12 protein-coding genes are annotated in these 13,787 nt (G+C 66.9%); 6 read left to right on the top strand and 6 right to left on the bottom strand.

Annotation, left to right across the window (positions count from 1 at the left end; all coding sequences use genetic code 11):
* Positions 1 to 4 precede the first annotated feature (4 nt).
* The 3 genes from rpsR to rpsF all read right to left on the bottom strand — a co-directional run bounded on the left by rpsR (position 5) and on the right by rpsF (position 1,243).
* Positions 5 to 241 carry a 30S ribosomal protein S18 gene (gene rpsR / locus CU044_RS05505; RefSeq protein ID WP_003967857.1) on the bottom strand — a complete coding sequence of 79 codons (237 nt, stop codon included), beginning with the start codon at positions 239 to 241 and terminating at the stop codon, positions 5 to 7.
* A gap of 43 nt (positions 242 to 284) precedes the next feature.
* The gene (locus tag CU044_RS05500; protein ID WP_030354351.1) at positions 285 to 878 is read right to left on the bottom strand and encodes a single-stranded DNA-binding protein; all 594 of its coding nucleotides are present in this window, start codon (positions 876 to 878) and stop codon (positions 285 to 287) included.
* A 74-nt stretch (positions 879 to 952) separates the two neighbouring features.
* Positions 953 to 1,243 carry a 30S ribosomal protein S6 gene (gene rpsF, locus CU044_RS05495; protein ID WP_006604399.1) on the bottom strand — a complete coding sequence of 97 codons (291 nt, stop codon included), beginning with the start codon at positions 1,241 to 1,243 and terminating at the stop codon, positions 953 to 955.
* 271 nt (positions 1,244 to 1,514) lie between these two features.
* Between rpsF and CU044_RS05490 the strand changes: the two genes are divergently transcribed.
* The 3 genes from CU044_RS05490 to CU044_RS05480 all read left to right on the top strand — a co-directional run bounded on the left by CU044_RS05490 (position 1,515) and on the right by CU044_RS05480 (position 4,204).
* Entirely contained in the window at positions 1,515 to 1,829 is a 315-nt protein-coding gene (locus CU044_RS05490; protein WP_129767306.1) for a hypothetical protein, read from the top strand.
* A 111-nt stretch (positions 1,830 to 1,940) separates the two neighbouring features.
* On the top strand, positions 1,941 to 3,059 hold the full coding sequence (locus CU044_RS05485; protein WP_129767305.1) for a peptidoglycan bridge formation glycyltransferase FemA/FemB family protein: 1,119 nt from the start codon (positions 1,941 to 1,943) through the stop codon (positions 3,057 to 3,059).
* A 113-nt stretch (positions 3,060 to 3,172) separates the two neighbouring features.
* Positions 3,173 to 4,204: an alanine racemase gene (locus CU044_RS05480; RefSeq protein WP_129767304.1), complete on the top strand. Its 1,032-nt coding sequence runs from the start codon at positions 3,173 to 3,175 to the stop codon at positions 4,202 to 4,204.
* Between the two features lie 130 nt (positions 4,205 to 4,334).
* Here the strand turns inward: CU044_RS05480 and CU044_RS05475 are convergent, their stop codons facing one another.
* Entirely contained in the window at positions 4,335 to 5,825 is a 1,491-nt protein-coding gene (locus tag CU044_RS05475) for a glycosyltransferase 87 family protein (RefSeq protein ID WP_129767303.1), read from the bottom strand.
* Between the two features lie 115 nt (positions 5,826 to 5,940).
* Positions 5,941 to 8,565 (bottom strand): transglycosylase domain-containing protein, encoded by a 2,625-nt coding sequence (locus CU044_RS05470; protein WP_129767302.1) that lies wholly within the window; start codon positions 8,563 to 8,565, stop codon positions 5,941 to 5,943.
* A 368-nt stretch (positions 8,566 to 8,933) separates the two neighbouring features.
* Between CU044_RS05470 and CU044_RS05465 the strand changes: the two genes are divergently transcribed.
* From CU044_RS05465 to CU044_RS05455, 3 genes are all read left to right on the top strand, one after another.
* On the top strand, positions 8,934 to 9,650 hold the full coding sequence (locus tag CU044_RS05465; RefSeq protein ID WP_129767301.1) for a PadR family transcriptional regulator: 717 nt from the start codon (positions 8,934 to 8,936) through the stop codon (positions 9,648 to 9,650).
* Between the two features lie 60 nt (positions 9,651 to 9,710).
* Positions 9,711 to 10,793 carry an inositol-3-phosphate synthase gene (locus CU044_RS05460; protein WP_129767300.1) on the top strand — a complete coding sequence of 361 codons (1,083 nt, stop codon included), beginning with the start codon at positions 9,711 to 9,713 and terminating at the stop codon, positions 10,791 to 10,793.
* Positions 10,794 to 10,890: 97 nt separating this feature from the next.
* Positions 10,891 to 12,162 carry an MFS transporter gene (locus tag CU044_RS05455; protein ID WP_129767299.1) on the top strand — a complete coding sequence of 424 codons (1,272 nt, stop codon included), beginning with the start codon at positions 10,891 to 10,893 and terminating at the stop codon, positions 12,160 to 12,162.
* Between the two features lie 63 nt (positions 12,163 to 12,225).
* Here the strand turns inward: CU044_RS05455 and CU044_RS05450 are convergent, their stop codons facing one another.
* Positions 12,226 to 13,692 (bottom strand): CCA tRNA nucleotidyltransferase, encoded by a 1,467-nt coding sequence (locus tag CU044_RS05450; protein ID WP_193563884.1) that lies wholly within the window; start codon positions 13,690 to 13,692, stop codon positions 12,226 to 12,228.
* Positions 13,693 to 13,787 lie beyond the last annotated feature (95 nt).

The raw sequence follows: 13,787 nt of genomic DNA, 5'->3' as shown, positions 1-13,787 counted from the left end.
TCCCTTATCGCGCGGTGGACGTGTAGGGCAGCAGCGCCATCTCACGGCTGTTCTTGACTGCCGTGGCGACGTCACGCTGGTGCTGCGTGCAGTTGCCGGTGACGCGGCGGGCACGGATCTTGCCGCGGTCGGAAATGAACTTCCGCAGCATGTTCGTGTCCTTGTAGTCCACGTACTGGGTCTTGTCCTTGCAGAATGCGCAGACCTTCTTCTTAGGCTTGCGCACAGGCGGCTTCGCCATGGTGTTTCTCCTGTGTGATCAAGAAGTGGGGTACGAGCCCGCCCTAGAAGGGCGGCTCGTCCGAGTAGCCGCCGCCGGAGCTTCCGCCCCAGCCGCCTCCATTGCCCCCGCCGCTCTGCGGCTGCTGCTGGCTGCCGCCGGCCGGCGCGCTGGTGGCCCACGGGTCGTCGGCGGGTGCTCCGCCGCCGCCCTGCTGGCCACCACCACCGGGGCCGCCGCCCCAGTTTCCGCCGCCCTGCTGGCCGCCGCCGTAGCCGCCCTGGCCACCACGGCCGGTGGTCTTGGTGACCTTGGCCGTGGCGTTCTTGAGACTGGGGCCGACTTCCTCGACGTCCAGCTCGTAGACCGTGCGCTTGACGCCCTCGCGGTCCTCGTAGGACCGCTGCTTCAGCCGGCCCTGCACGACAACGCGCATGCCTCGCTGGAGCGACTCGGCGACGTTCTCCGCCGCCTGACGCCAGACCGAGCAGGTCAGGAAGAGGCTTTCGCCGTCCTTCCACTCATTGGTCTGACGGTCGAAGGTGCGGGGAGTGGACGCGACGCGGAACTTCGCGACCGCCGCACCGGACGGGGTGAAGCGCAGCTCGGGGTCGTCGACGAGATTGCCGACGACCGTGATGACGGTCTCGCCTGCCATGGGTGAACCTCTCGGCGGGGATTGCTTCTGGCTGCTTGCTGCTGCTCGGACCCGATGACCTCTGAGCTAGGAGCTCAGTGGGTCTCGGGACGGAGGACCTTGGTCCGGAGGACCGACTCGTTCAGGTTCATCTGTCGGTCGAGCTCCTTGACGACTGCGGGCTCGGCCTGCAGGTCGATGACCGAGTAGATGCCCTCGGGCTTCTTCTTGATCTCGTAAGAGAGACGACGACGGCCCCAGGTGTCGACCTTCTCGACCTTTCCGTTGCCCTCGCGGACGACGGAGAGGAAGTTCTCGATCAGCGGGGAGACAGCGCGCTCCTCGAGATCGGGGTCGAGGATGACCATCACCTCGTAGTGACGCATGTAAAACCCACCTCCTTTGGACTCAGCGGCCACGGTCGTTCCGTGGCAGGAGGGTCGTGATGCGTAAGCAACGGTATCCGCCGCCACTGACAATCCTGCTCGCTGGGCGAGGGGATCGTTTTCTGGCGTGGGCAGACACCGGCGCAGACCGTACAGACTACTCACAGACCGGCTTCCGGTTGAAATCCGGCCGCCTGCGGACGCAATCTGTACACATCGGGTGTGCGCGGCGCTACGATGCGCCGCCTCCGGCAAGGCCAGGAGGTGCCAGATGGCACAGGCAATGCGACCGAACTCCGCCACTTCCCTGTTCTCCACGGACGGCAAGCGTCATCCGCTCCAGGACACCCTGGTCGCGGTGACGCTGACGCTGGGCGTGCTCGCCTTCGTCTCGGCTTTCTTCCACGACCTGCATCTGCTCAGTTCATGGGCGGGGCTGGTGGGGATCCTGACGGGCGCGTACGGGCAGTTCATCTCCGTGACGACGCGTGAACGGTTCCTGACCATCATCGGACTCGGTGCCTCGGCGGTCGGGTTCTTCCTCGGAATGGCGCATGGCGGACTGTTCGGTGGGGTCCTCGGATAGCCGGACGCTCCGCCCACAGCCAGACGGGGCGCTCCATCGGCGCAGTAGGCTTCGGCGCGAGAGCCGGAGCCCCTGTATCGATGGGGACACACCTGCCGAGGAGCGCCCCGCATGAGCCTGACCCTGAGGACCATCAGTCGAGAGCAGCATCTGGCGTATATCCAGAGTCTGCCGGCGGCGAGTCACTGCCAGGTCCCGGCATGGGCTGACGTCAAGACGGAGTGGCGTTCGGAGAACCTGGGCTGGTTCGACAAGAACGACCAGTTGGTCGGCGCGGGTCTGGTGCTCTACCGTCAGCTGCCGAAGATCAAGCGGTATCTGGCGTATCTGCCCGAGGGGCCGGTGCTGAACTGGTACGCCCCGAATCTGGACGAGTGGCTGCAGCCGATGCTGGCGCATCTGAAGCATCAGGGCGCCTTCTCGGTGAAGATGGGTCCGCCCGTGGTGATCCGCCGGTGGAACGCGGGTGCGATCAAGTCGGGCATCCAGGATCCGGATGTGAAGCGTCTGCGGGATGTCGAGGCGACGCATATCGAGCCGCGTGCGTTCGAGGTGTCGGACCGGCTGCGCAAGATGGGCTGGCAGCAGGGGGAGGACGGCGGCGCGGGCTTCGGTGATGTGCAGCCGCGTTATGTCTTCCAGGTGCCGTTGGCGAACCGGTCGCTGGACGATGTCCTCAAGGGCTTCAACCAGTTGTGGCGCCGCAATATCAAGAAGGCCGAGAAGGCCGGCGTCGATGTGGTGCAGGGCAGCTACGAGGATCTCGGTGAGTGGCAGCGGTTGTACGAGATCACGGCCGAGCGGGATCATTTCCGGCCGCGCCCGCTGTCGTACTTCCAGCGCATGTGGACGGTGCTGAACAACGAGGATCCGAACCGTATGCGGCTGTATTTCGCCCGTCACGAGGGTGAGAATGTCGCGGCGGCGACGATGCTGATCGTCGGCGGCCATGTCTGGTACTCGTACGGTGCGTCGGCCAATCACAAGCGTGAGGTCCGGCCGTCGAACGCGATGCAGTGGCGGATGCTGCGTGACGCGTACGCGATGGGGGCGACGGTCTATGACCTGCGCGGGATCTCCGACTCGCTCGACGAGACGGATCACCTCTTCGGTCTGATCCAGTTCAAGGTGGGTACCGGCGGCGAGGCCGTCGAGTACATCGGTGAGTGGGACTTCCCGCTCAACAAGCTGCTGCACAAGGCGCTTGACATTTATATGTCGCGCCGCTGACGGCGGCCGCTCGTTTCTTTCTCCTCCCTTCTTTTCGTCTCCTCCCTCGTCCTTCCCCCTCGTTCATTCATCTCTTCGATTCACCGCAGCCGAGAGAAAGGTTCCGGACCGGCATGGCGCTCTCCCTCTACGTCGACACCGCGCGCTGGCGGGCGCACCAGAAGTCGGTCATCGAGCAGTTCCCGGGGGTCGTCCCGGTCTGCAAGGGCAATGGCTACGGCTTCGGGCATGAGCGTCTCGCGGACGAGACCACGCGCTTCGGCTCCGACATGCTGGCTGTCGGAACCATCTACGAGGCGGCCAGGATCAAGGACTGGTTCAGTGGTGATCTGCTGGTTCTCACGCCGTTCCGGCGGGGTGAGGAGCCGGTGCCGCTGCCCGACCGGGTGGTGCGTTCGGTCTCGTCCGTCGATGGTGTGTTCGCGCTGGTGGGCGCTCGTGTGGTCATCGAGTGCATGAGCTCCATGAAGCGGCATGGCGTGAAGGAGGAGGAGCTCGGCCAGTTGCACACGGCCATAGAGGATGTGCGGCTGGAGGGCTTCGCCCTGCACCTTCCGCTGGACCGTACGGACGGTTCCGACGCGGTGGAGGAGGTCATCGCGTGGATGGACCGGCTGCGTGCGGCGCGGCTTCCGTTGCACTCGATGTTCGTGAGTCATCTGCGCGCCGCGGAGCTGGCCAGGTTGCAGCAGCAGTTCCCGCAGACCCGTTTCCGGGCTCGTATCGGTACGCGGCTGTGGCTGGGTGATCATGACGCGACCGAGTACCGGGGCTCTGTTCTGGATGTCACTCGCGTCTCCAAGGGAGACCGGTTCGGCTATCGGCAGCAGAAGGTCGCTTCCGACGGCTGGCTGGTGGTTGTCGCCGGAGGGACGTCTCATGGGGTGGGTCTGGAGGCTCCGAAGGCGCTGCACGGCGTGATGCCGCGTGCGAAGGGTGTCGCGCGGGCGGGCCTGGCCACGGTGAACCGCAATCTGTCGCCGTTCGTCTGGGACGGGAAGCAGCGCTGGTTCGCTGAGCCGCCGCATATGCAGGTGTCGATCCTGTTCGTGCCGTCGGACGCGCAGGAGCCCAAGGTCGGGGATGAGCTGGTGGCGCATCTGCGGCACACGACGACACAGTTCGACCGTCTCGTCGACCGCTAAGGCGGAGTCGACCGCTGAGCGGGACGTCACCTGAAAGGCCGCAGAGCGCCCCTTGGGGCGCTCTGCGGCCTTTCAGTAACGATGAGGGCGTGGAGACGACTTCGGGCGGCCTTGTGGTCCGGCAGGCGGCTCAGACAGCTCCTGGAGGCCGTACTCCCCATTCGACCCGGGGCGCCTCCACCGACTGGGCGGCGTGCTGTGTCGGCCGTGCCGCCCCGCCGAGTACGAACCTGTCCTCCGCGCGGTCCAGAACGCCGCCGGACGGGTCGTCGGAGCCGTCGGTGCGTACGCCGTCCTTCTCGGGCATCAGGATGTCCCGTACGACGAGCCCGCACAGGTACAGCGTCCCCAGCAGATGCAGGGCGATGGCGAGCTGGTAGCCCTCGGTGGGCAGTCCCTTGTGGGCGTCGCCGCTCGTCGTGTAGGCGAGGTACATCCAGATGCCGAGGAAGTACATGACCTCGCAGGCCTGCCAGATCAGGAAGTCGCGCCAGCGCGGCCGGGCGAGGGCCGCCAGCGGGACGAGCCACAGGACGTACTGCGGCGAGTAGACCTTGTTGGTGAGGATGAAGGCGGCGACGACGAGGAAGGCGAGCTGGGCGAAGCGCGGCCGGCGGGGGGCTGTCAGGGCGAGCGTCGCGATGCCCGCGCACGCCAGGAGCATCAGCAGCATCGCGTAGTTGTTGACGGTGCCGACGTCCAGGGACTTGCCCGTGCGCTGAGTGATGATCAGCCAGAAGGAGCCGAAGTCGACCTGGCGCTCCTGGCTGAAGGTGTAGAACTTCTTCCATCCCTCGGGCGCGAGCAGCATGACCGGCAGGTTCACCGCCAGCCATGCGGCGGCCGCGCCGAGGACCGCCGTTCCGTACTCGCGGAATCTCCCGGCCCGCCAGCACAGCAGGAGGAGTGGTCCCAGGAGGAGCACGGGGTAGAGCTTGGCGGCGGTGGCGAGGCCGATGAGGATGCCGAAGGCCAGGGCGCGGCCCCGTGACCACATCAGCATCGCGGCGGCGGTGAGCGCCACGGCCAGCAGGTCCCAGTTGATGGTGGCGGTGAGCGCGAAGGCGGGCGCGAGGGCGACCAGCAGGGCGTCCCAGGGGCGGCGGCGGTGGGTGCGGGCGACGCAGACTGCGATGACCGCGGCGCAGATCATCAGCATTCCCGCGTTGACCATCCAGTACATCTGCTCGCGGTACTGCAGGGAGCCGCCCGGTGTGAGCCAGGAGGCGACCTCCATGAAGAGGCCTGTCAGTACGGGGTACTCCAGGTACTCCATGTCGCCGCTGAGGCGGTCGAAGTACGGCACCAGGTTGTCGGAGAAGCCTCGCCCCAGGAAGAGGTGCGGGATGTCCGAGTAGCAGGCGTGGGTGTACTGCGAGCTGGCGCCGCGGAACCAGGCCCAGTCGTAACACGGCATCTTCTGCGCCATGCCCAGCGCAAACATGCCGAGCGCCACGAGTGAGACGACGCGTACGGGGGTGAGCCGGCTGCTGCCGAACCAGGCCCAGCGCCCGACCGGGCCGCCGATCAGCTCACTGCCGGCCGCGGCGATCTCGTCACGCCGCGTGGGCGGCACGTCCGGCCGGTCCTGGTCCACGGTGGTCTCTTCTGCGCTGGGCATGGCCCCCATCCTGCCGTACGCCGCCAGGAACGCGGCGAGGGCCGCCGCACCATACACGTACGCGAGTCGGTACGTGCCGGTGCGGCGGCCCTCGTGACGGGTTCCGTGGAGGCTGTCAGCCGAAGATGCCTCCGTTGTTGTCGTCGCTCTCGCCGGGCCCGGGTGACGAGCTGGTTTCTCCGCCGGGCCCGCCGTTGCCGCCACTACCCCCGTTGCCTCCGTTACCTCCGTTGCCTCCATTGCCTCCGTTGCTGCCGCCGGGGCAGCCGAACGGCAGGTCGCAGGATTCCGAGGAGGACGGCGTGTCGGACGGGGTCTCGGACGGGGTCTCACTCGGCGTCTCGGACGGGGTCTCGCTGGGCGTCTCGGACGGGGTCTCGCTCGGCGTCGGGGATGGGGACGTGCCTCCGCCGTACCAGGCCTCTCCGATGGGCTCGGGCTCGGGGAACTTCACGGCCGGCTGCCCCTTGAGCGCCTCCACCATGTAGTCGTGCCAGATCTCCGAGGGGAACGAGGCACCGTGGATCTTGTCCTGGCCACCCGTGCCGAACATCTTCAGGAACTCGCGGTTCTTGTTCGTCGCGTCGTCGTCCATCCGGTACATGTCGATGGCGGTCGACAGCTGCGGGGTGTAGCCCACGAACCAGGCCGACTTGTTGCCATCGGTGGTACCGGTCTTGCCGGCCACCTCGCGCCCCGGGAGCTGGGCGTTCGTACCGGTGCCCTTCTCCACGACGGTCTTCAGCACGTCCGTGACGTTGTCCGCGACGGGCTGGTCGAACACCCTCTTCTCTTTGTCCTCGTGCTTGTAGACGGTCTTGCCGCTCTTGAGCACCTTGGTGACGGAGAAGGGGTCGCGCTGCTTGCCGCTGGCGGCGAACGTGCCGTAGGCGCCGGCCATCCGGATGGCGCTGGGGTCGGAGATGCCGATCGAGAAGGAGGGCACATTCGACTGGGAGAGGGAGCTGTTCAGCAGCCCGGCGTCGATGGCGGCGTCACGCACCTGCGGGATGCCTACATCCATGCCCAGCTGGACGAACGGGGAGTTGGCCGACTCCTGCATGGCGTAGCGCAGATCGATGGGCCCGTAGGACTTGTCGCCATCGTTGACCTGCAGCCACTCCTTGTCTTCCTCGTTGGTCCAGATCGAACCGTCATAGTTCTTGATCTTGAGTTTGTTGTCGCCGTTGTAGATGGACTTGTCCGGCGAGATGGGGGTACGGCTGCCGTCTGCCGGATCGCGTACGCCGTCCCGCATCGCCGCGGCCAGGACGAACGGCTTGAAGGTCGATCCGACCTGCGCGCCGGTCTGGTCGGCGTTGTTGGTGAAGTGCTTGGTGGCGTCCTGGCCGCCGTAGATGGCGACGATCTTGCCGGTCTCGGGCTCGACGGAGGCGCCACCGAACTGGACGTGCGTGTCGGTCTCCGGGCGCTTCTTGGGGTCGATGTTGGCGTCGTAGACCTTCTTGACGGCCTTGTTCAGCTGTTCGACCTTCTTCTTGTTGAAGGTCGTGTGGATCTCGAAGCCGCCCCTGGAGAGATCGTCCTCCGTGTAGCCCTCGGTGTTGTTGTTGACGAAGTACGCCTTGGCGAGGTCGACCAGATAACCGATCTGTCCGCCCTGCTGGGTGTTCTTCTTGACGCCGTCCGGCGTCGGGAACTTGGTGTACTTGGCCCGCTCGGACTGCTCGAGGTGGCCGTCCTTCACCATCTCGTCGAGGATCCAGGACCAGCGCTTGGTGGCCCTCTCCGTGTTCGCCTCGGAGGTCGCCCTCGGGTCGATGGAGGTCTGGCCGGCCGGGTCGTAGTACGTCGCGCCCTTGAGGAGCGTGGCCAGTAGCGCGCACTCGCTGGCGTTCAGATCTACGGCGTCCTTGCCGTAGTAGGTGCGGGCGGCGGCCTGGATACCGAAGGCGCCTCGCCCGTAGTAGGAGGTGTTGAGGTAGCCCGCCATGATCTCGGGCTTCTTCATCTCCGTGCCGACCTTCATGGAGATGAAGAGCTCTTTGAACTTGCGGCTCAGGGTCTGGCTCTGGTCACCCAGCCGGGCGTTCTTGACGTACTGCTGGGTGATGGTGGAGCCACCCTGGGTGTTGCCGCCCTTGGCCATGTTGACCAGAGCCCGGCCGATACCCATCGGGTCGACGCCCGAGTCGTCGTAGAACGACTTGTTCTCGGCGGAGACGACCGCCTTCTGCATCGCGTCCGGGATCTGGCTGATCCCGACGATCTGCCGGTTGACCTCACCACCGGTGGCGATCATCTGGCTGCCGTCGTCCCAGTAGTAGACGTTGTTCTCCGCCTTGGACGCCTCTTGGACATTGGGGACACCGACCACGGCGTACGCGATGGTCCCGGCGGCCAGGATGGAGCCGACGAAGGCGATGCCGAGTCCGGTGGTCTGCTTCCAGGACGGCACCCAGCGCCGCCAGCCGTACTTGCCCTGGCGCGGGTAGTCGATCAGCCGCTTCTTGTACGGCTCGCCGCGGCCGCGGCCGGATCCGCCACGCCGGGCGCCTCCGTCGTCCCCCCCACGTCTGCGGCCACCGCGCTGGGCGGCTCGCCTGGCCGCGGCGCGACCGCCGTAGGGCTGCTCCTCCTCGTACGAGTCGGAGGGTGAGGCCGAAACGGTTTCCCGGGACGGGGCCGCGCGGCGGCCGGACGCCTGCTGGGCTGCACGCCTGGCCGCGGCACGACCGCCCCCCTGTGACTGCGGCGGTTTGCGACGGTGCTCGCTCATCGAACGACTACTCCTCGGGCAGGCGCGGGCGCCTGGAAGCGGCAGTTGAGTTCCGGTCCCCCGAAATCAATACGGACCGGCCCGGCATAGGGCTCATCCGATATGCATCCGGTAAGCCGACAGTCTTGACGCTTACCGACGTCAATCGGTTCCCGGTGGTCTGCATGCCGCACAGACTACGCACGGTCAAAACCCCCCGAGAGCTGAAGTTCACCCTAAATCAGGCAAGTTGCTTCCTGAGAATTGGTGATGTGACGCCGTTCACCATGGCCCCTCTTGTCGCGACCTCCACTCCGTTCTATCGTCGGGATGTATCGAGTCGATACATCAGTACGGCATAAGAGTCCGGACAGCGAAGGAGGCGACGGGTGAGCAGACGCTCGGGCATCCTTGAGTTCGCTGTCCTCGGTCTGCTCCGCGAGTCCCCCATGCACGGCTATGAGCTGCGGAAACGGCTCAATACGTCGCTGGGGATCTTCCGCGCCTTCAGTTACGGGACGCTCTACCCCTGCCTCAAGACGCTGGTCGCCAACGGCTGGTTGATCGAGGAGCCGGGGAGCGCTCCGGAGGACGCGCTCGCCGCTTCGCTGGCGGGGCGCCGCGCCAAGATCGTCTATCGGCTGACGGCGGAAGGTAAGGAGCACTTCGAGGAGCTGCTGTCCCACACCGGTCCCGACGCCTGGGAGGACGAGCACTTCGCTGCTCGGTTCGCCTTCTTCGGGCAGACGGAGCGCGAGGTGCGGATGCGGGTGCTGGAGGGCCGCCGCAGCAGGCTGGAGGAGCGTCTGGAGAAGATGCGCGCCTCCCTGGCCCGTACCCGCGAGCGCCTCGACGACTACACGCTGGAGCTCCAGCGGCACGGCATGGAGTCCGTGGAGCGCGAGGTGCGCTGGCTGAACGAGCTCATCGAAAGCGAGCGGGCGGGACGGGATCAGAGACGGTCCGGCCCCGGGAGTCCCGCTGAGCAGGAAGACACATCGGGAGAAGCGGACGGCCTGCCCCGGCACCGGGATGTCGCGTCTTCCGGGGGCACGCCCCCGGGACATCCCGTCCCGCCGGATCCGTCCGCGGACACCACCAAGTGAGGTCCTGCATCTCCGCAGGGTTTCATCGCGAACACTGACATCACACAGGGAGCAACCGGAATGGGTTCGGTACGCGTAGCCATCGTCGGCGTGGGCAACTGCGCCGCCTCACTGGTGCAGGGCGTCGAGTACTACAAGGACGCCGACCCGGCGGGCAAGGTACCGGGGCTGATGCATGTCCAGTTCGGCGAGTACCACGTGCGGGACATCGAGTTCGTGGCCGCCTTCGACGTTGACGCGAAGAAGGTCGGCCTCGACCTCGCGGACGCCATCGGCGCCAGCGAGAACAACACCATCAAGATCTGCGACGTGCCGCCCTCGGGCGTCACCGTCCAGCGCGGCCACACCCTCGACGGTCTGGGCAAGTACTACCGCCAGACGATCGAGGAGTCCCCCGAGGCGCCGGCGGACATCGTCCAGACCCTCAAGGACAAGCAGGTCGACGTTCTGGTCTGCTACCTGCCCGTGGGTTCCGACGACGCCGCGAAGTACTACGCGCAGTGCGCCATCGACGCCAAGGTCGCCTTCGTCAACGCCCTCCCGGTCTTCATCGCCGGCACGAAGGAGTGGGCGGACAAGTTCACCGAGGCCGGTGTCCCGATCGTCGGTGACGACATCAAGTCGCAGGTCGGCGCCACGATCACGCACCGCGTCATGGCGAAGCTCTTCGAGGACCGGGGCGTCGTCCTGGACCGCACGATGCAGCTGAACGTCGGCGGGAACATGGACTTCAAGAACATGCTCGAGCGTGAGCGCCTGGAGTCCAAGAAGATCTCGAAGACGCAGGCCGTCACCTCCCAGATCCCCGACCGTGACCTGGGTGCCGACAACGTCCACATCGGCCCGTCGGACTATGTCGCCTGGCTCGACGACCGCAAGTGGGCGTACGTCCGCCTTGAGGGCCGCGCCTTCGGTGACGTCCCGCTGAACCTGGAGTACAAGCTGGAGGTCTGGGACTCCCCGAACTCCGCGGGTGTCATCATCGACGCCGTCCGCGCCGCGAAGATCGCCAAGGACCGCGGCATCGGCGGCCCGATCCTCTCCGCGTCCTCGTACTTCATGAAGTCGCCGCCGGTCCAGTACTTCGACGACCAGGCCCGCGAGAACGTCGAGAAGTTCATCGCCGGCGAGGTCGAGCGCTAGAGCGCGGCCTCCCCGCCACCACGAGAAGGGTCCCCGGACTGCTGGTCCGGCGACCCTTCTCGTGTGTGCCGGAGCCGCGTATGTGACGCTGGCTCACATGCCTGTCGTGCGTGATCTGCGTGTGCTCCTGCGCCTCGGAAACTTCCGCCGACTGCTGGCGGTCCGGCTGCTCTCCCAGGCGGCCGACGGCGTCTTCCAGGTGGCGCTCGCCACATACGTCGTCTTCTCCCCGGAGAAACAGACCTCCCCCGGCGCGATCGCCTCCGCGATGGCCGTACTCCTGCTGCCGTATTCACTGGTCGGCCCGTTCGCCGGGGTGCTGCTGGACCGCTGGCAGCGCCGCCAGGTCTTTCTGTACGGGAATCTGCTGCGGGCTCTTCTCGCGGGCTGTACGGCGGTACTGATCGTGGCCTCCGTGCCCGACTGGCTCTTCTACATCGCGGCGCTGTCCGTGACCGCCGTCAACCGGTTCGTTCTCGCCGGGCTCTCGGCCGCCCTGCCGCATGTGGTCGACGATGAGCGGCTCGTCCTCGCGAACTCCCTCTCCCCGACCGCCGGAACGCTCGCCGCCACCGTGGGCGGCAGCCTCGCCTTCGTCGTACGGCTGACGGTCGCGGACTCCGACGCCGCCGTGGTGCTGCTGGGCGCCGCGCTCTATCTCTGCGGGGCGCTCACTTCGCTTCTGATGTCACGCGAGCTGCTGGGGCCCGGAGAGCCGTCGCGGGGCCGGCCCCGGCTGAAGACCGCCCTGTCCTCCAGTGCGCGCGGACTCGCGGACGGAGTCCGGCATCTCGCGGAGCGACGGTCCGCGGCCGGCGCGCTGGCCGCCATGACGGTGATGCGCTTCTGCTACGGGGCGCTGACAGTGATGGTGCTGATGCTCTGCAGATACGCCTGGACGGAGCGTGAGGCCGACGGGCTCGCGCTGCTCGGACTGGCCGTCGCGATCTCCGGGGCGGGATTCTTCGCCGCCGCTGTCCTCACGCCTTGGGCGGTGGGACGGTTCGGCACGTACGGGTGGATGGCACTGTGCGCGGGAGCGGCAGCCGTCCTGGAGCCGGCCTTGGGGCTGACCTTCGCGCCCACGCCGATTCTGGCCGCCGCCTTCATCCTCGGCCTGATCACCCAGGGAGCGAAGATCGCCACAGACACGGTGGTGCAGACAGCGGTGGACGATGACTTCCGCGGCCGGGTCTTCTCCCTCTACGACGTCCTCTTCAATGTCGCCTTCGTCGGCGCGGCGGGGGTGGCCGCGCTGATGCTGCCGCAGGATGGCCGCTCCGTACCGCTCGTGGCGACGGTGGCCGTGCTCTATCTGGGCGTGGCCGCGGCTCTGACGTACAGAGCGCGGGGGCGATGTTTCACGTGAAACATCGCCCCCCGGGGCATCGCGTGCGGGTCATGTTTCACGTGAAACATGACCCGCGCCGCTTCAGTTCTGCGTGGCCCACCACTCCTTGAGAGCGGCGACGGCCGTGTCGTGCTCCATCGGGCCGTTCTCCAGCCGCAGCTCCAACAGGAACGTGTACGCGGCGCCGATCACCGGTCCGGGGCCGACACCCAGGGTCTCCATGATCTGGTTGCCGTCCAGATCGGGCCTGATGGCGTCCAGCTCCTCCTTCTCCTGAAGCTGGACAATGCGCTCCTCCAGGCCGTCATAGGCCCGGGAGAGAGCGCTCGCCTTGCGCTTGTTGCGCGTGGTGCAGTCCGAGCGGGTCAGCTTATGGAGCCGGTCGAGCAGGGGTCCGGCGTCGCGTACGTAGCGCCGCACCGCCGAGTCGGTCCACTCGCCCGTTCCGTAACCGTGGAAGCGCAGGTGCAGCTCCACCAGCCGGGAGACATCCCTCACCATCTCGTTGGAGTACTTGAGCGCGGTCATGCGCTTCTTGGTCAGCTTCGCGCCCACCACCTCGTGGTGATGGAAGGAGACCCGGCCGTCCTTCTCGAAGCGGCGGGTCCGGGGCTTGCCGATGTCGTGCAGCAGCGCGGCCAGCCGCAGCACCAGGTCCGGCCCGTTCTCCTCCAGGTCGATGGCCTGCTCCAGGACGATCAGCGAGTGCTCGTAGACATCCTTGTGCCGGTGGTGCTCATCGCTCTCCAGGCGCAGCTCGGGCAGCTCGGGCAGCACACGGTCGGCGAGCCCGGTGTCGACGAGCAGCGCCAGGCCCTTGCGCGGGTGACTGGAGAGAATCAGTTTGTTCAGCTCGTCCCGTACGCGTTCGGCGGAGACGATCTCGATACGGCCGGACATGTCCTTCATGGCCTCGACCACTTCCGGGGCCACCTCGAAGTCCAACTGCGCGGCGAACCGTGCGGCCCGCAGCATCCGCAGGGGATCGTCGGAGAAGGACTCCTGGGGGGTGCCGGGGGTCCGCAGCACCTGCGCGGAGAGGTCTTCCAGCCCGCCGTGCGGATCGATGAACTCCTTCTGCGGCAGCGCGACGGCCATCGCGTTCACCGTGAAGTCCCGGCGCACGAGGTCGTCCTCGATGGAGTCGCCGTAGGACACCTCGGGCTTGCGTGATGTCCGGTCGTAGGCCTCCGAGCGGTATGTCGTCACCTCGATCTGGAAGCGCTGATCAGCGTCCCCGACACGGGCATCCTTCTGGACACCGACCGTGCCGAAGGCGATCCCCACTTCCCACACCGAATCCGCCCAAGGCCTGACGATCTTCAGAACGTCCTCGGGCCGGGCATCGGTCGTGAAGTCCAGGTCGTTGCCGAGCCGGCCGAGAAGGGCGTCCCTGACCGAGCCGCCGACGAGGGCGAGGGTGAATCCGGCATCCTGGAACCGGCGGGCGAGGTCGTCGGCGACGGGGGACACCCGCAGCAGTTCGCTGACCGCGCGGCGCTGCACCTGACTGAGGGCACGGGGATTGTCTTCATTGGCTTTCGGCACAACAGAAAAGGGTACGTGCCGCGGCCCCCGCGGGCGCTCCCGTTTCGGCCCTCCCAGCCTCGATGCGGAGGTTTCCGGTGGCTCATGAGATTCTT

Source organism: Streptomyces sp. L-9-10, assembly GCF_004151105.1.
Classification (GTDB): Bacteria; Actinomycetota; Actinomycetes; order Streptomycetales; family Streptomycetaceae; genus Streptomyces.
This window is presented reverse-complemented; position numbering and strand designations above follow the sequence as displayed.